Genomic DNA, 16745 nt, shown 5'->3' with positions numbered 1-16745 from the left:
GGTGTCGGCTCAGGTGATGATGCGCAACACCTTGCTCATGATGTCGAAGGTGCGGCCATAAGGCGGCTGCAGCAGCCGCGTGCCGGAGAGCGCCGACTGGTGGAACACCGGCTTGTGCTTGCTGAAAGTGCGGAAGCCGTACTCGCCGTGATAGGCCCCCATCCCGCTGGCACCGACGCCGCCGAAGGGGAGTTCCTCCTGGCCGAAATGCCACATGCAGTCGTTGATCGTCACGCCGCCCGAAATGGTTCGGGCGAGCACCTTGTCGCGGTCCCCGCTGCAGGTGCCGAACCAATAGAGGGCCAGGGGACGGTCGTGCCTGTTGACGTACGAAATCACGTCGTCGACGGTGTCGTAGGCCATCACCGGCAGCAGCGGTCCGAAGATCTCCTCCTGCATGATCTTCATGCCGTCGGTGGCATTCAGCACGAGCGCGGGGCCGAGCTTGCGCGTGCCGCCCGCCGCGTCGATGCCTTCAGGATGCAGCGGCACGATCAGCGCGCCGAGCTTGCGCGCATCGTCCAGCAGCACTCGGAGCCGGGCGAGGTGGCGTTCGCTGACGATGGCGGTGTAGTCCGGATTGGCGGCGATGGCCGGGTACTGGCGCTCGACCTCGCGGCGCATCGCCTGCACGAACGCATCGACGGCCTGGCGCTGGACTGCCACGTAGTCGGGGGCGATGCAGGTCTGGCCGGCATTGAACAGCTTGCCCATCACGAGCCGGGACGCGGCCTGCGCCATGTCGACCTGCGGGCCGAGGATGGCCGGCGACTTGCCGCCCAGTTCCAGGGTGACCGGCGTGAGGTTGGCCGCCGCGGCCAGCGCGACCTGGCGCCCCACGGCCGTGGACCCGGTGAACAGCAGATGATCGAAAGGCATCGACACAAAGGCCGTGCCGACCTCGGTTCCGCCCGTGATGACCGTCAGTTCTTCGGTGGCGAAGCTTTCCGCGACCGCCTGCCGCATCAGCCCGGCCACGCGTGGAGTCAGCTCGGAAGGCTTGATCATCACGCGATTGCCGGCGGCGATCGCCGCGACCGCAGGCCCCATCGCCAGTTGATACGGATAGTTCCAGGGGCTGACCACCCCGACCACGCCGAGGGGCTGCGGCGCGATGCGATTCGAGCCGGGTCGGAAGGCCAGCGCGGTGGGCGCGCGCCGCACCTTCATCCACGACTTCAGGCGTCGCCGCGCATGCTTGATGGCCGCCGTCACCATCATCACGTCGGCGAGGCGGGTCACGTGCCCTGAGCGATGGCCGAAGTCGGCCGAGACGGCGGCCTCGAGGGCCGGTGCGATGCGCTCGGTCATCGCGAGCAGGCGGTCGAGCCGCTCCAGGCGCACCGCATGCGAGGGATTCATGTCGGCGGCGAACGCGGCCTGCTGGCGCGCGAAGGCCTCGTGCATGCCGTCGAACGATGGTGGGGGCGCTTTCTTCAAGATGGCGTTCATGGCTTGCTCCCGGCAGCTTGCACTTGCGGTGCGGCGTTCGCGTCGGCTTCGGCGTAGGCCCGGCCGCCGGGCACCAGCGCCGAATGTACGCGCCGCGAATGGATGAGCGGGTAGAACATCTCGACGAACCAGCGCTCCTTGCCGAAGACCAGGTCGTCCTGCAGGCCGACCTTGGCCGGGTAGCGGCGGGTGATCTTGGCGGTGCCGAAGATCAGGTCCCACACGAAGAGCAGGTTGCCGAAGTTGCCCTTGTAGTGGCCGATGCCGTCTTCGTTCGTCAGCGCGTGATGCGCCCAGTGCGTGGCCGGCGTCGACACCGTCCGCTCCAGCAGCCAGGCCAAGGGGTGCAGCCACTTCACGCGGTACAGCGGCGCATCCCAAGGCACGGCGCAGTGCGCCCCCAGGATCACGGTGAGCTTGATCACGATGTAGACGAGGTAGGCGTTGCCGAAACCCAGGTAGATCAGCACGCCGGAAGCCCACAGGCCCGGCATCATCAGATAGTAGAAGAAGTTGTTGCGGTAGGTGACACGGATGCTCATGTAGTGCGCGGTGTGGTGCGCGCGATGCAGCGGCCACAGCAGCGGCGTGTGCGAGATCCGGTGCCACCAGTACTGCGTCATGTCGTCGGCGACCAGCAGGATCGCGCCCATGGCCCACCACGGAAGATGGGCCCATGCGTCGCGCTGCCCGGGCAGCGCCAGCGCGCACAGCCTGGCGCTGACTGCGAAGACAAAGGGCTGCGACACCGCCAGCAGCGAGAGGAACATGAACAGCTCCAGCCGGGTGTCGTCGGCGGTGGCGTGGAACTGCTCGTGCTTGCGGGAGGCGATCTCGAGCAGGGCGAAGAAAAGAATGATCGCGGCGAGCACGATGTTCTGGATGAGGGTCACCGGTTGTCTCCTTGGTGTCGATCGGGGAACCCCGGGGCCTGTGCCTGAACCGCGGGGCCTGGATGTTCTTGTGTTTTGCGGCGATTGTTCCGGCACGCACCGATTGAGTCCAATGCATATTGAAGCCAGAATCAATGCACTGGCTGCAATGGCCGGGGCAAGGAACCATCCCATGGATCTCAAGCGCTGGGCCCATATCGTCGCGGTGGCGGACCGGCGAAGCTTCATCCGCGCCGCGGAGCAGGTACACCTCAGCCAACCTGCGCTGACCCGCAGCATCCAGGCGGCCGAAGCCGAGTTGGGCCTGCAGCTCTTCGACCGGGGCACGCAGGAAGTGGTGGCAACGCCGGCCGGCGAATTCATCGTCGCGCGGGCGCGGCAACTGCTGTTCGACAGCCGCTGCCTGGAACGCGATGTCGGGCTCTATCGCAGCCGCGGCCTGGGCGACACGGCGTTCGGCGTCGGGCCCTTTCCCGCCGCGACCTTCCTGTCACCACTGCTGGCCGCGATGCGGCGGGAGTTTCCCGGCATCAAGCTGCGCGTCGAGATCAGCAACTGGCAATTGCTGCTGAAGCGCCTGGTCGAGGAGGACGTGGAGTTCTTCGTGGCGGACACGCGGGATCTGCCTGCGGACCCGGGGCTGCAGGTGCGCGCCCTGCGCCATGAGCCGGGCCGTTTCTACGTGCGTGCGGGCCACCCGCTGACGACGCGCAAGAGCGTCACGTTTCCGCAGTTGTGGACGCACGGCGTCGTTTCCGTGCGCCTGCCCGCCGCTGTGCGTGCCGCGGTCTCCGGCCTGCTGGGCCTGGCATCCACCGACGAGTTCGCGCCCGCCCTCGAGTGCGACGATGTCGAGATCCTGAAGAAGGTCGCGCTGGATTGCGACGCGGTCCTGGCCGCGCCGCACGCCGCGGTGGCTCAGGAGGTCGAGGCCGGCACCCTTCACGCCCTCAAGGTCACGGGGCTGCCGCCGCTCTCGGCGCAGATGGGGCTGGTCACCTTGCGCGGTCGCACGCCGTCGCCGATGGCGGAGCTCATCATGGGGCGGCTGCCGATGGCGCCTGCACGCACGGCACGAGGTCGCGGCGCGTGAGGACGACTGCTCGCACTGCTGTCGCTGGCTGAGTCAAGGATGCTTCGGGAGGACCTGGGGTGCATCAGGTGTTTGCACCGGGGACACTGCAGGGCCCGTGGGCATGTTGAACATGGACTTGGGAGAGGCGGGTGGCGGGTACTTCATTCGCGCTTCGATGGTCTCCGCGAGAAAACGCATATAGCTGTTGCCCGGATTCTGATCAGCGTGGCGCCGAGCGATGGCCGCCAACTTCTGCACCTGAGAATCGGGCGCGGCCTCCGCGAGTAGCGGCATCGCCTCCCAGGACGAGAGGTATGCCAGGACCTTGCGCGGATCGGTGCCTGTCTCGCTCAGCTTGGCGACGATGATGTCGTCGAGGCTACGCCCCGTCTTCGCGCTCTCCATGGTGGCGCTCGCCCGTAGCCAAGTCTCATAGCGAAGACCATCTGTCCCGCCGTACAAGCCCACCTCCTGACCGAAATTGGGCTCCGTGGCGCGCAGCAACTGGGCCATGTCCTCGGAAGACTTCAAGAACGGCGCCGCATTGAAGTCCTGGCCGCTGTTGAGTGCGTCGGCCAGGATGTCGGAGGCGAGTCGATTGGATGACGCACGGATCTCCGCCATGAACTCGCTCTGTTTTTCCGGTGGCGCACTCGGAATGAGGTGCGCCATCTCGCGAAAGTACGAATCAGCGGGAAGAGCGCCGCTTTGAAGGGCTTGCTCAAGTACCTGCTTGGTGTCCGGCAGATAGCCCAATCTCGCGTAGTCCGTTGCGGCATAGGCAGCGACCTGCTTGTTCGAATCTGCAGCGAGACTTTTCAATTCGAGCGCGATGTCCTGGTTCGCGCCGGATGTGTTCTCGCGGTTATAGAGCGCGAAAAGAATGGATGGCATCGCGATCCTTTCTTCGTCACTCAGTCGGCCGCTGCGTGAAAGCCCAAGAGCCAAGGTCGCCGAGAGAGGTGTCGCGGGGATACCCTTCGCGCGCATTTCTTCCAAGGCAATGCGACCTGATACTCCAGGTGTCGGTTTATAGGCGCGCAGTGGGTTCTCGTCATCGAGCTTGGAGGAAGCCATCGCCAAATTGGCTCGATACTCGACCGCCCCGTTCGCCATTGGGGCACTAGTGCGGAGAGTGTCGGCAGGAGGCGCCGAGCTCACGCCGTACGGCCGCGCAGATTGCACACCCGTCCGCGGCGCCTTGGCCGCGAAACTGTAGTAGACAGCAAAGGCACTCGCGAGACTCACCATTCCCAGCAGGGTCCAATGAAGTTTCTTCATCCAATTTATCCCCTGAAGTTCTTAAGCGCCAGGAATACGGCCGCAGGGACAATGGTGGTCGTCAGAATATTGTCCTTGAAGAAAGTCCACCGCGCATATGGCGAATCGGTAGTTGGAATTTGAATCGGGTTGCCTCTCGCATCCACTTGCCCCCCAGCGGTGAAGATGTTGTAGATGTCTATCACGAAAGTGTCGCAGCGATAAGTTCCCTTTCTGGCGTCAGTCGTTGCTGTTCTTGGTAGGGCCGGTGTGGCTGTCGGCAAGATCGTGTAATCGGCGCCAAGCCTGTAGATCTGGAGTGCGCGGGCATTCATGGCGCGCCGACTGTCCAGGACACGTGCGGCCTTGTCTTTGCAATCGAAATCGAAGCAGCCTTTGACGTAAAAGTCCGGAATGTTGGGGTAACCTGCGCCCCAGTAGGCATTTGGCCCCTGCGCCCGCACCGTGGACTTGAAGTTGTCGACTGTCACATACTGGACGACGAGCGGCTCCTTCATGACTTGGTAAATGTTCGTCCCATCGAAATAGCCGACGTGCCCAGGTGCAGCAAGCCAGCCGACGAGTTCGCGTCCCACCACATCCCCGGCCTGCTTCGGCTCCGGTTTGTTCAGATCGGGATCAGCCCCGATACCCCAAAGGCTTTGCCCGTTTGCTGCGACTACCACGAGGTTGCCGTCGTCTTGGGGCTTCAGATAGGCACCCGCATTGCCTGATGTCGCCGAATACCAAGTCGCGTAGCGTGCAGGCGGCTCCTTGTAGTAAACGGGCTGGCCTTTTAGTGCCGGAAGAACCGGCGGATCGTAGTAAGTGACAGCATTTCCGTCAGCCTGCATGACGAGAAAGCCACCTGGTAGATTGGACGTGCCGGTGTTCCAACGCACCGCGCCATCGGCGACTCGGTAATACACGAGGTTCCCGTCGCTCTGCATGGTCAGCATGTACTGCCCGTTGTCCGAGTAGATGCTTTGGCCCGCATACATCGCGGCGCCGGGAGCCAGGACGGCGGCGCTGGCGTGTGCGGCAACGAAGAACGAGGTGGCGGCGATCGCCTTTCTTATCAACTCCCGCATTTTTTTCCTTTGGCTGGTTGGCCGCCCCGGCTGGAGCGGCGGCCGATGCTAGGCGTTGCCTATCCGGCCCACAACTACCAGAGTTTGTAGTTGTGCCAGCACTGCAAATTTGCTAGCTCATGCGATGTCGAGACCGAAGGCGGTCGAGCGACCTGGCGCTTCGGGCACTGCCATCTGCGATGAGGCAAAAAAAAAGCCGGCACCAAGTGCCGGCCATTTCTCGCCGTGCGCCGACTCAGGACACGACCTGGTAATACAGGTTCTGCGGATGCCGCGCCTGCGCGAAGAAGAACCAGCGCTCGGCGAGCAGCCCCGGCGCCTGCACCAGCAGCGCCAGCACGAAGGCGAGCGTCGACTGCGCGGCGATGCCCCACAGCAGCAGCAGGGCCGGCAGCGCGAAGCCCAGCACGATGAAGCCCAGCTTCACCTGCTTCAGTGCCGCACGGCTGGCGCCATGGAAGAACTCGCGCGTGTTGAAGGACCCGGCAGACATGCCCATGGACTTCTGCACCAGCTTCGGCGCGCGGATGCCGGTCGCCGTCTGCAGCGTGGAGCGCGGCACCAGCGCGGCATTGCGGCGCAGGGACAGGGTGCGCGTGCCCCAGGCGGCGAGCGTGACGGCCAGCGCGCAGGGCCCGCTCACGCCCAGCAGGGTCTGCTCGCCCATCAGCGCTGCCAGTGCGCTGGCGAGGACCAGGCCCGAGGCCAGGCCGATCAGCGCGAAGTTGACCAGGGTCAGCGGCTGCGCCCATTCCTGGATGAATCTCAGGCAGGCGTAGATCATCGCGGTGCAGTACCAGAGCAAGGCAGCGACCGCGATCGCGGCCAGCGGCAGCCATGGCGAATGGACACCATTGCGCAGCGCCAGCCACCACAGAGCGACCACCGCGATGAAGCTGGGCAGCACGATGACCTCGCGCGACAACCAGGAGGTGCGCCACATCAGCACTGCGCGCCACGCCCGCTCGGGCCGGCCCAGGTGCCCGAAGGAGGCGCCAAGGCCGACCAGCAGCATCGCCTCGGCCACGATCAGCGACAGGCCCAGGAAGCCCGGCGCGAGCGGCATGCCGGCCAGCACGGCGAGCGCCAGCGCGACCACCAGGCCCTGCGCGGCGCCGGCCACGGTGGTGAAGACGACGACCGAGAACGCGGGGTTCACGACATGCCCCCCAGCTTCGCCTGGACCCGGCTCGGGCCGCCCGCCTCATCGGTCACGCGGCGAGGCAGGTACTGGTTGGCGGGGTTGGTTTCCCACTCCGGCATCAGCGAATAGCCACCGCGTTCGCGGATGACCCGGGAGACCTCGGACTCCGGGTCCTTCACGTCGCCGAACATGCGCGCACCGGTCGGGCAGGCCTTCACGCAGGCGGGCTTGCGGTCTTCCTTCGGCAGCTTCTCGTCGTAGATGCGGTCCACGCACAGCGTGCACTTGGTCATGACCTGGCGCTCCTCGTCGAGCTCGCGCGCACCGTAAGGACAGGCCCAGGCGCAGTACTTGCAGCCGATGCACTTGTCGTAGTCGACCAGGACGATGCCGTCTTCCTTGCGCTTGTAGCTGGCGCCGGTGGGACAGACCGGCACGCAGGGCGGGTCCTGGCAGTGCAGGCAGCTCTTCGGAAAGTGGATGGTCTCGGTGCCCGGGAAGGTGTTGGCCTCGTAGGTCTGCACGCGGTTGAAGAAGGTGCCGGTCGGGTCGGCGCCATAGGGCTTCTCGTCGGCCAGCGGGCCGGCACTGCCGGAGGTGTTCCATTGCTTGCAGGAGGTCACGCAGGCGTGGCAGCCGACGCAGACGTTGAGGTCGATCACCAGGGCAAGCTGCTTGGCCAGGGTCTCGCCGGGCTCGGCACGCACGCGGTCGTGCCCACCGAGGCGTGCAGGCCTGCGCTGCGCGGCCGGTGGCTCCAGGTCTGCTTCCCGCTCGGCAGTGACGGCCGATCCGCAGCCGCAGCCCTCGCCGCAAGCGCCGCCCGCCATTTCGAGCGCGGGCGCGCGCGCCGGTTGCACGGCAGACGCCATCAAGTCCTTCAGCCACTGCATCATTTCCGGCTCCTTCCCGCGAAATAAGTGAGCACGCTCGCCGCCTTGCCCAGCACGCCCGGCGCGGCCGGCATGGTGGCGATCTGCGGGAAGCTCTCGTGCGGCTCGTCCGGTTCGGCCGGCCGGATGCGCACGCGCACGTCGTACCAGCCGGCCTGGCCGGTGACCGGGTCGGAGTTGCTGATGCGCCTGCCGTTGAAAGGCAGCTCCTCCGTGATCAGGTGGTTGAGCAGGAATCCCTTGCGCGCCTCGTCCGCGCCCGGCGCCAACTGCCACGCGCCGTCGGCCTTGCCGATGGCGTTCCAGGTCCACACGGTGCCGGGCTCGACCGCCTCGCTGTAGCGCAGCATGCAGCGCACCTTGCCCCACTGGCTCTCGACCCAGCACCAGCCGCCGTCGGCGATGCCGGCCGCCTTCGCGGTGGTCGGGTTCACGTGCAGGTAGTTGTGGCTGTGGATCTGGCGCAGCCACGCGTTCTGCGAATCCCAGGAGTGATACATGGCCATCGGCCGCTGCGTGATCGCATTGAGCGGATAGGCCTCCAGCTCGGTCACCGCCTCCTCGAGCGGCGGATACCAGAAGGGCAACGGATCGAAATAGGTGTCGATGCGCTCGCGCAGCGCATCCGGAGGCTGGCGGCCGGCGCTCTTGCCCTGGGCCGCGAGGCGGAAGCTCTGCAGCGTGTCGGAGTACAGCGCGAGCTGCACCACGTCGTTCTTCTGTCGCCAGCCCTTGTCCTTGGCGAAGTCCAGGTACTCGCGGTTCCAGTTGCGCATGTAGTGCATGGTCTCGGGCATGTGGTACTGGAACACGCAGTTGTTCTGCGCGTAGGCGTCCCACTGCTTCGGATTGGGCTCGCCGCGCAGGTGCTGGTCGCCGTCCTTGCCGCGCCAGCCCATCAGGAAGCCGATGCCCGGCTGCGGCTGGAAGTTGACGATGAAGTCCGGGTAGTCCTTGAACTTGCGCTCGCCCTCGGCCGAGGTGAAGGCCGGGAACTTCATGCGCGAGGCCAGCTCGATCAGCACCTCCTGGAACGGCTTGCACTGGCCGGTGGGCGGCACCACCGGGACGCGCACCGAGTCCACCGGACCGTCGAACTCGGAGATCGGTCGGTCCAGCATGCTCATCACATCGTGCCGCTCGAGGTAGGTGGTGTCGGGCAGCACGAGGTCGGCAAAGGCCACGGTCTCGCTCTGGAACGCATCGCACACCACGAGGAAGGGGATCATGTGCTCGCCCTTCTCGTCCTTGCGGTTGAGCATCTCGCGCACGGCCATCGTGTTCATGCTCGAGTTCCAGGCCATGTTGGCCATGAAGATCAGCAGCGTGTCGATGCGGTAGGGGTCGCCCTTCACCGCATTGGTGATCACGTTGTGCATCAGCCCGTGGGCCGACAGCGGATGCTCCCACGAGAAGGCGTGGTCGATGCGGATCGGCGAGCCGTCGGGGTTGATCGCCAGCTCCTCCGGGTTGGCCGGGAAGCCCAGCGGCGCCGCGTTCAGCGGGGTGTTCGGCTGGATCATCTCCGGCGCATTGAAGGCGCGGTAGTTGGGCACGATGTGGCGCGGGTACGGCGCCTTGTGGCGGAAGCCCCCCGGCGCGTCGATGGTGCCCAGCACGCTCATCAGCACCGCCAGCGCGCGCACGGTCTGGAAACCGTTGGAATGCGCGGCCAGCCCGCGCATGGCGTGGAAGGCCACCGGGCGCGCCTGCGTGGTCGGGTGCTTCTTGCCCCAGGCATCGGTCCAGGGGATGGGCAGCTCGAAGGCCTGCTGCAGCGCGGTCTCCCCCATTTCGCGGGCCAGCTTGCGGATGCGCAGGGGGTCGATGCCGGTGATGGCCGCCGCCCACTCGGGCGTGCAGCTGGCCACGCGCTCGCGCAGCAGCTGGAACGAGGGCGCCACGCGGGTGCCGTCGGCCAGGGTGTAGTGGCCTTCGAGTGCCGGGTCGCAGCCCTCGGCAATGCCTTCCGGGTACGCCGGCTTCACGCTGCCGGAGGCCTTGTCCCAGACCAGCTTGTTGTGCGGGTTGCGGCCATCGCCGGGCGGCCCGCGCTCGGGGTCGAAGGCGAACAGGCCCTGCCGGTCGCAGTCGTCCAGCACCACCAGCTGCGGCGCGTTGGTGAAGCGCTGGAGGAAGGCATGGTCCACCAGCTCGTTCGCGATCAGCTCGTGCAGCAGCGCCATGAAGAGCGCGCCATCGGTGCCCGGCTTGATCGGAATCCATTCGTCGGCGATCGCGGAGTAGCCGGTGCGCACCGGGTTGATCGAGATGAAGCGGCCGCCGTTGCGCTTGAACTTGGCGAGCGCGATCTTCATCGGGTTGCTGTGGTGGTCCTCGGCGGTGCCGATCATCACGAACAGCTTGGCGCGGTCGAGATCGGGGCCGCCGAACTCCCAGAAGCTGCCGCCGACGGTGTAGATCATGCCGGCGGCCATGTTGACCGAGCAGAAGCCGCCGTGCGCCGCGTAGTTGGGGGTGCCGAACTGGCGCGCGAACAGGCCGGTCAGCGCCTGCATCTGGTCGCGGCCGGTGAAGAGCGCGAACTTCTTCGGGTCGGTGGCGCGGATCTTCGAGAGGCGCTCGGTGAGCAGCTCGAAGGCGCGCTCCCAGCTGATCGGCTCGAACTCCCCGGCCCCGCGCTCGCTCCCGGGCTTGCGCAACAGCGGCTGGGTGAGCCGCGCGGGCGACACCTGCTTCATGATGCCCGACGAGCCCTTGGCGCAGATCACGCCCTGGTTCAGCGGATGGTCCGGGTTGCCGTCGATGTAGCGCACCTCGCCGTCCCGCAGGTGCACGCGGATGCCGCAGCGGCAGGCGCACATGTAGCAGGTGGTGGTCTTGACCTCGGTGTCCGCCGTCGGCGTGGGGGAAGCCAGGGGATCGTGGATCGGCTCGCGCGAGAGGAAGTTGAACAAGGCGCTGGCTCCGGTTGTCGTGGGGTGTCGCGTGCCCATGATAGGGTTGTGCCTCTGAACAAAAAAGCAGTTAATTCAGTTCATCATGACCGAAAAAACCGATCATCGGCTGCGCCTCACCCTGCGCCAGCTCGAAGTCTTCGCCGCGACCGCACGGGAGGGCTCGACGCGCGCCGCGGCCGGCCGCGTGGCGCGCTCGCAGTCAGCAGCCAGTGCGGCGCTGGCCGACCTGGAGGCCGCCTTGGGCGCCCAGCTGTTCGACCGCATCGGCCGCCGGCTGGTGCTCAACGAGAACGGCCGCGCGCTGCTGGCCCGCTCGGTCTCGCTGGTGGACCAGGCCGCCGAGCTGCAGGCCCTGTTCTTCAGCGACCAGCAGGCGCCGCTGCGCATTGCGGCCAGCTTTACCACGGGCGAGTACCTGCTGCCGGAGATCCTGCTGCGCTGGAAGCAGCACAACCCGCAGGCGCGCGCGCGGCTGATCATCGGCAACACCACCGACGTGATCGCCGCGGTGATCGGCTTCGACGCCGATGTCGGCTTCATCGAGGGGCGGCAAACGCATCCCGACCTGGCAGTGCGACGTTGGCGCAGCGACGAGATGGTGATCGTGGCCGCGCCCACCCACCCCCTGGCGGGCAGGATGGTGGGCGTGCGCGAGCTGGCCGAGGCGGCGTGGGTGCTGCGCGAGGAAGGCTCCGGCACGCGCGAGGCGACCAACGACTGGCTGGGCCGGCGCCTCGGTCCGCTCGACGTCGAGCTGGAGCTGGGCAGCAGCCACGCCATCAAGCGGGTGGTGGCCTCGGGCGTGGGTATCGGATGCATGTCGCGCTACGCGGTGGCGGACGCGCTGGCCGAGGGCTCGCTGGTCGAGCTCAAGACCACGATGCCGAAGAACTCGCGCGCGCTGTCGATCGTGCTGCACCGGGAGCGGCGGCCGGGGCGCGCGATGCAGGGCTTCATCGATTTTTGCAAGGCAGAGGCGGCCTAGGGATCGGCTGTTCTCCTCAGTCCGAATCCCGTGCCGCGCCCAGCACCGCCAGCGCCACCGAGGCGATGCGCGCCGGCAGCGAGTCGGCGCGCGAGGTCAGCACGATGGGCACGCGCGCGCCCAGCACCAGCCCCGCGCATTCCCCGCCGCCGATGTAGGTGAAGCTCTTGTAGAGCATGTTGCCGGCGTTGAGGTCGGGCACCAGCAGCAGGTCGGCATCGCCGGCCACGCGCGACTCGATCTTCTTGAGCTGCGCGGCCTCGGCCGAGATCACGTTGTCGAAGCCGAAGGGGCCTTCGACCAGCGCGCCGGGCCAGGCACCCGCTCGCGCCATCGCGACCAGCGCCTGCGCGTCGACGGTGGCCGGGATCGCCGGGTTCACCGTCTCCACGGCGGCCACGATGCCGATCTTGGGTCGCGCGATGTCCAGCTTGCGCAGCAGGCCGATCGCGTTCCCCAGGATGTCGCGCTTGGCGTCCAGCGAGGGCGCGATGTTGACCACGCAGTCGGCCAGCCCCAGCAGCTTGGGGTAGCGCGGCAGGTCGAACAGGAAGAGATGGCTGATGCGCGTCTCGCCGCGCAGGCCGATGGCCTTGTCGACCACGGCGGACATCAGTTCGTCAGTGTGCAGCGAGCCTTTCATCAGCGCGCCCACCACGCCCTGGCGCGCCATCGCGACGGCGCGCCGCGCGCTCTGCCCGGCGGTGCCGCTGCAGTCGATGATCTCGAAGCGGCCGGCATCGACGCCGGCCGCGTCCGCCGCTTGCAGGATGCCCTCGCGCGGGCCGATGAGCACCGGCTGCGCGAGCGCCTCGTCGCGGATGCGCGCGGCCGCATCGAGCGCCGCCGCATCGCAAGGGTGGACCAGCCCGACGCGAACCGGCCGGGTCCTGGCCCGCTCGCGCGCCTGGGCAACCAGGGCAGCGAGCCGGGGATGCGCAGCCGCCTCCTCCGGCAGCTGCAGTGCCGCTGAAGCCATGACGGGTTGTCGGCCCGCGGCTTAGACGTAGTCCTTGTACTTGTCGAGGAGGCGCACCGGCTTGGCCAGCGCATCGCGGCGGAAAGGATCGCCCAGTTCGCGCGTGCACATGACCTCGATCACGGTGGTCTTGCCTTCGTTCATCTGCATGTCGACGGCCTTCTTGAGCGCGGGCCCCACGTCCTCCAGCCGGTCGACCACGATGCCCTCGGCACCCATGGCCTTGGCGATGCCCGCGAAGCTCTGGTTGTCGAGCTCGCCGGCGACGAAGCGGCGGTTGTAGAAGTCGACCTGGTTCTTCTTCTCCGCGCCCCATTGGCGGTTGTGGAAGACCACCGCCGTCACCGGGATGTCGTGGCGCACGCAGGTCATGATCTCGACCATGCTCATCCCCCACGCGCCGTCGCCCGCGTAGGCGATGGCCGGGCGGTCGGGCGCGGCCAGCTTGGCGCCGATCATGGTGGGCAGCGAGTAGCCGCAATTGCCGAAACTCATGGGCGCGAAGAAGCTGCGCGGCTCCTCGAAGCGCAGGTAGCTGTTGGCCACGGCGTTGATGTTGCCGATGTCGGTGGAGACCATGGCGCGCGGCGGCATCGCCTTCTCGAGCTCGCGCAGCACCTGGCGCGGGTGCAGCCACCGGCCGCCTTCCTTCTCGGCCTCCTGGATCATGTCGAGGCTGTAGGGGTCGCGCTCGTGGGTCCAGCCGTCGAGCTCCTTTTCCCAGGCGGCCTTTTCTTCCTTGATCTTCGCGGCGCGCTCGGCCTTGGTGGCGTCGCAGGCGAGCTTGCGTTCCGCGAGGCGCGCGAGCAGCGCCTTGGCGACGGCCTTGGCGTCGCCGTGAATGCCGACGGTGATCTTCTTCACCAGCCCGAGGTTGGTGTGCTCGGCCTCGACCTGGATGATCTTGGCCTCCTTGGGCCAGTAGTCCATGCCGTGCTGCGGCAACGTGCCGAAGGGGCCCATGCGCGAGCCCAGCGCCAGCACCACGTCAGCCTGCGCGATCAGCTTCATCGCGGCCTTGCTGCCCTGGTAGCCCAGCGGGCCGGCCCACAGCGGATGGCTGGCCGGGAAGGAGTCGTTGCGCAGATAGCCGTTCGCCACCGGCGCGCCGAGGCGCTCGGCCAGGGCCTTGCATTCCTCGACCGCATCGCCCATCACCACGCCGCCGCCGGAGAGAATGACGGGGAACCTGGCGGTGGCCAGCAGTTCGACCGCGGCCGCCAGGCTGTTCTCGCCGCCGCTGCCGCGTTCCACGCGCATCGGCTTGGGGATCTCGCACTCGATCTCGCCATAGAAGTAGTCGCGCGGGATGTTGAGCTGGGTCGGACCCATTTCCGAGATCGCGCGATCGAAGCAGCGCGCCGTGTACTCGGCCATGCGCTTGGGGTTGTTCACATGGCCCTGGTACTTGGTGAACTCCTGGAACATCGGCAGTTGGTTGGCTTCCTGGAAGCCGCCGAGGCCCATGCCCATGGTGCCGGTTTCAGGCGTGACGATCACCACCGGGCTGTGCGCCCAGTACGCCGCCGCGATGGCGGTCACGCAGTTGCTGATGCCGGGGCCGTTCTGCCCGATCACCACGCCGTGGCGGCCGGAGACGCGCGCATAGCCGTCGGCCATGTGGCCGGCGCCCTGCTCGTGCACCACCGGAATCAGGCGAATGCCGGCCGGCGCGAAGATGTCCATCGCATCCATGAAGGCCGAGCCCATGATGCCGAACATGTCGGTCACGCCGTTGGCGACCAGGGTCTCCACGAAGGCCTCGGAAGGCGTCATCTTCTGCACGCCTGTGACGGCGGCGCGCGCGGGTGCGGCGGGGGGTTGCTTGCTCATGAAAAGGTCTCCTTGGGTCGGCGAAGTGTCGCTGGGCTTGTCGAAAGTTGGAACCGATAGTTCCGGAATTCGTGTTCGCGAATATAGGCCCTGACCTGGCTTGCGTCAAACAAAATTCCAAAAATCGGTACGGGTTGTCCCGTTTTTTGTTGAAAAGACTATGATCCAGCCCATGAAAGTCGTCAATGGCCTGAAACCCGAAACCGCCGAGCTGAACGGCGACACGCCGACCATGCGCCTGTTCGCGCTGTTGGAGGTGATCGCCGCCAAGGACCAGCGCTACGCCCTGCAGGACCTGGTCGAAGCCACCGGCCTGCCCAAGCCCACGCTGCACCGCATGCTGCAGCAGCTGGAGAGCGCGGGCCTGCTGCAACGCGAGGGCGACAGCCGTCTGTACGGCATCGGCACGCGGCTGCGCCGGCTGGCGGAGAACCTGCTGCTCAACGACAGCCACCACGGCGCGCGTCACACGGTGCTGCGCCAGCTGGTGGAAGAGATCGGCGAGAGCTGCAACCTCACCGCGCTTTCGGGCAGCGAGGTGGTGTACCTCGACCGCGTCGAGACCGCGGCGCCGCTGCGCTTCTACCTGCATCCGGGCTCGCGCGTGCCGGTGCACTGCTCGGCCAGCGGGAAGGTCTTCCTGGCGCAGATGAGCCCGGCGCAGCGCCGGCGCCTGCTGGCCAACGCGAAGCTGGAGGCCTATACGCCCAAGACGCTGACCGCACTCGATGCGCTGGAACGCGAGGTTCAGCGCGTGCGCAAGGAGGGCTACGCCTTCGATGCCGAGGAGTTCCTGCCCGGACTGCTGTGCATCGCGGTCCTGGTGCCGAACGCGAGCGGACCTTCCAACCTGTGCATCGCGGTGCAGGCGCCGGTGATGCGCGTCGACGCCGAGAAGGCGAAGAAGCTGCTGCCCGCGCTGCAGCGCGCGGCGCTCGCCTTGTCGCGCATCGATGCCGACACCGATGGCGAAGACCGCGCGCAGGCCTGAAGGATCATGGACATGACCGACATCACCGCCCTGAAACCCGAGCGCCTGCTGAGCGTGCGCGAGGTCTTCGGCATCGACAGCGACCTGATGGCCCCTGCCTTCGCCGAGCGCGACGACCATGTGCCCGAGATCGACGCGGTCTACCGCTTCAATCCCGACGTCACGCTGGCCATCCTCGCCGGCTTCATGCGCGACCGCCGGGTGATGGTGCAGGGCTTGCACGGCACCGGCAAGTCGACCCACATCGAGCAGGTGGCGGCGCGGCTGAACTGGCCCTGCGTGCGGCTCAACCTCGATGGCCACATCAGCCGCCTCGACCTGGTGGGAAAGGACGCCGTGGTGCTGCGCGAAGGCCAGCAGGTCACCGAGTTCCAGGAAGGCATCGTGCCCTGGGCGCTGCAGCGGCCGGTGGCGCTGATCTTCGACGAGTACGACGCGGGCCGGCCCGACGTGATGTTCGTGATCCAGCGCATCCTGGAACAAGGCGGCAAGTTCACGCTGATGGACCAGAACCGCGTGCTGCATCCGCATCCCTCCTTCCGCCTGTTCGCGACCGCCAACACCGTGGGCCTGGGCAATCTCAACGGCCTCTATCACGGCGCGCAGCGCCTCAACCATGCGCAGATCGACCGCTGGAACATCGTCGCCTCGCTCGACTACCTGCCGGCCGAGGAAGAGATCGCGATCGTGCAGGCGCGCGTGCCCTCGACGAGGAACGAGGCCGGTCACGACATGGTGCGCGCGATGGTGGCGGTGGCCGATCTCACGCGCAAGGGCTTCGCGGCCGGCGACCTGTCGACGCTGATGTCGCCGCGCACCGTGATCACCTGGGCCGAGAACGTGGAGATCTTCCGCGACCCGGCGCTGGCCTTCCGGCTGTCCTTCGTCAACAAGTGCGACGAGGCCGAGCGGCCGCTCGTGGCGGAGTACTTCCAGCGCTGCTTCGACCTCGAGCTGAAGGAGTCGCATCAGCTTTCCGGGTCGTGAGGGCGGACTTGTCGAACGCTGCGCATCGGGTGTTCGGTTTTGGGAGGTGCGCCTGTTCCGAGGCTGGCGCCGGGGCGTCGTCCCGGCAGCCGAGTCACTTTCTTTTGTCTCGCCAAAAGAAAGTAACCAAAGAAAAGGCGACCCCACTGCGCGTGACCCTTCGCTTCGCTACGGGCAACCTGCGGTGCTCGCTTCAGGCGGGGTCCGCGCAAACTCGCTTCGCTCAAACACGCGCGGCCCT

General features: G+C 67.0%; 13 protein-coding genes. 4 read left to right on the top strand and 9 right to left on the bottom strand.

Going from position 1 to position 16745, the window contains the following annotated elements; all coding sequences use genetic code 11:
- Positions 1-9 precede the first annotated feature (9 nt).
- Both J2739_RS12860 and J2739_RS12855 read right to left on the bottom strand, forming a co-directional pair.
- Positions 10-1452 carry a coniferyl aldehyde dehydrogenase gene (locus J2739_RS12860; protein ID WP_309902181.1) on the bottom strand — a complete coding sequence of 481 codons (1443 nt, stop codon included), beginning with the start codon at positions 1450-1452 and terminating at the stop codon, positions 10-12.
- Positions 1449-2336, bottom strand: coding sequence for a sterol desaturase family protein (locus J2739_RS12855; protein WP_405053890.1), 888 nt, complete (start codon positions 2334-2336; stop codon positions 1449-1451). Before J2739_RS12855 ends, J2739_RS12860 begins: the two co-directional genes overlap by 4 nt.
- 181 nt (positions 2337-2517) lie before the next feature.
- On the opposite strand from J2739_RS12855, the gene J2739_RS12850 reads away from it, so the two are divergent.
- The gene (locus tag J2739_RS12850) at positions 2518-3438 is read left to right on the top strand and encodes a LysR family transcriptional regulator (RefSeq protein ID WP_309902178.1); all 921 of its coding nucleotides are present in this window, start codon (positions 2518-2520) and stop codon (positions 3436-3438) included.
- Positions 3439-3471: 33 nt separating this feature from the next.
- On the opposite strand, the gene J2739_RS12845 is transcribed toward J2739_RS12850, so the two are convergent.
- The 5 genes from J2739_RS12845 to J2739_RS12825 form a co-directional block, all read right to left on the bottom strand.
- Positions 3472-4497, bottom strand: coding sequence for a hypothetical protein (locus J2739_RS12845; RefSeq protein ID WP_309902176.1), 1026 nt, complete (start codon positions 4495-4497; stop codon positions 3472-3474).
- A 209-nt stretch (positions 4498-4706) separates the two neighbouring features.
- Positions 4707-5771, bottom strand: coding sequence for a hypothetical protein (locus J2739_RS12840; protein WP_309902174.1), 1065 nt, complete (start codon positions 5769-5771; stop codon positions 4707-4709).
- Positions 5772-6006: 235 nt separating this feature from the next.
- A complete protein-coding gene (locus tag J2739_RS12835; RefSeq protein ID WP_309902172.1) occupies positions 6007-6930 on the bottom strand; it encodes a dimethyl sulfoxide reductase anchor subunit family protein in 924 nt (307 codons plus the stop codon).
- On the bottom strand, positions 6927-7811 hold the full coding sequence (locus tag J2739_RS12830; protein ID WP_309902171.1) for a 4Fe-4S dicluster domain-containing protein: 885 nt from the start codon (positions 7809-7811) through the stop codon (positions 6927-6929). The genes J2739_RS12835 and J2739_RS12830 overlap by 4 nt, the downstream gene beginning before the upstream one ends.
- Positions 7808-10726 carry a molybdopterin oxidoreductase family protein gene (locus J2739_RS12825; RefSeq protein ID WP_309902169.1) on the bottom strand — a complete coding sequence of 973 codons (2919 nt, stop codon included), beginning with the start codon at positions 10724-10726 and terminating at the stop codon, positions 7808-7810. Before J2739_RS12825 ends, J2739_RS12830 begins: the two co-directional genes overlap by 4 nt.
- Positions 10727-10811: 85 nt before the next feature.
- On the opposite strand from J2739_RS12825, the gene J2739_RS12820 reads away from it, so the two are divergent.
- Positions 10812-11714: a LysR family transcriptional regulator gene (locus J2739_RS12820; RefSeq protein ID WP_309902167.1), complete on the top strand. Its 903-nt coding sequence runs from the start codon at positions 10812-10814 to the stop codon at positions 11712-11714.
- Positions 11715-11730: 16 nt separating this feature from the next.
- Here the strand turns inward: J2739_RS12820 and J2739_RS12815 are convergent, their stop codons facing one another.
- Both J2739_RS12815 and xsc read right to left on the bottom strand, forming a co-directional pair.
- A complete protein-coding gene (locus tag J2739_RS12815) occupies positions 11731-12693 on the bottom strand; it encodes a bifunctional enoyl-CoA hydratase/phosphate acetyltransferase (RefSeq protein WP_309902165.1) in 963 nt (320 codons plus the stop codon).
- Between the two features lie 21 nt (positions 12694-12714).
- Complete coding sequence (gene xsc / locus J2739_RS12810) at positions 12715-14526, bottom strand: sulfoacetaldehyde acetyltransferase (protein WP_309902163.1); 1812 nt, start codon at positions 14524-14526, stop codon at positions 12715-12717.
- Between the two features lie 160 nt (positions 14527-14686).
- Here xsc and J2739_RS12805 point away from each other — a divergent pair, with 160 nt between their 5' ends.
- Positions 14687-15517, top strand: a complete 831-nt coding sequence (locus tag J2739_RS12805) for an IclR family transcriptional regulator (protein WP_309902161.1) — start codon at positions 14687-14689, stop codon at positions 15515-15517.
- A gap of 12 nt (positions 15518-15529) precedes the next feature.
- Positions 15530-16504: an AAA family ATPase gene (locus tag J2739_RS12800; RefSeq protein ID WP_309902159.1), complete on the top strand. Its 975-nt coding sequence runs from the start codon at positions 15530-15532 to the stop codon at positions 16502-16504.
- Positions 16505-16745 lie beyond the last annotated feature (241 nt).

The sequence above is a fragment of the Variovorax soli genome (assembly GCF_031454625.1).
Classification (GTDB): domain Bacteria; phylum Pseudomonadota; class Gammaproteobacteria; order Burkholderiales; family Burkholderiaceae_C; genus Variovorax; species Variovorax soli_A.
The sequence above is the reverse complement of the archived record's forward strand: the minus strand, read 5'-3'. Positions and strand labels throughout refer to the sequence as shown.

Bases quoted from the DNA above. Each gene is read 5' to 3' on its own strand.
- xsc (WP_309902163.1), bottom strand. From the start codon at position 14,526: ATGAGCAAGCAACCCCCCGCCGCACCCGCGCGCGCCGCCGTCACAGGC.
- J2739_RS12805 (WP_309902161.1), top strand. From the start codon at position 14,687: ATGATCCAGCCCATGAAAGTCGTCAATGGCCTGAAACCCGAAACCGCC.
- J2739_RS12820 (WP_309902167.1), top strand. From the start codon at position 10,812: ATGACCGAAAAAACCGATCATCGGCTGCGCCTCACCCTGCGCCAGCTC.
- J2739_RS12860 (WP_309902181.1), bottom strand. From the start codon at position 1,452: ATGAACGCCATCTTGAAGAAAGCGCCCCCACCATCGTTCGACGGCATG.
- J2739_RS12840 (WP_309902174.1), bottom strand. From the start codon at position 5,771: ATGCGGGAGTTGATAAGAAAGGCGATCGCCGCCACCTCGTTCTTCGTT.
- J2739_RS12800 (WP_309902159.1), top strand. From the start codon at position 15,530: ATGACCGACATCACCGCCCTGAAACCCGAGCGCCTGCTGAGCGTGCGC.
- J2739_RS12815 (WP_309902165.1), bottom strand. From the start codon at position 12,693: ATGGCTTCAGCGGCACTGCAGCTGCCGGAGGAGGCGGCTGCGCATCCC.
- J2739_RS12830 (WP_309902171.1), bottom strand. From the start codon at position 7,811: ATGATGCAGTGGCTGAAGGACTTGATGGCGTCTGCCGTGCAACCGGCG.
- J2739_RS12850 (WP_309902178.1), top strand. From the start codon at position 2,518: ATGGATCTCAAGCGCTGGGCCCATATCGTCGCGGTGGCGGACCGGCGA.
- J2739_RS12845 (WP_309902176.1), bottom strand. From the start codon at position 4,497: ATGGCTTCCTCCAAGCTCGATGACGAGAACCCACTGCGCGCCTATAAA.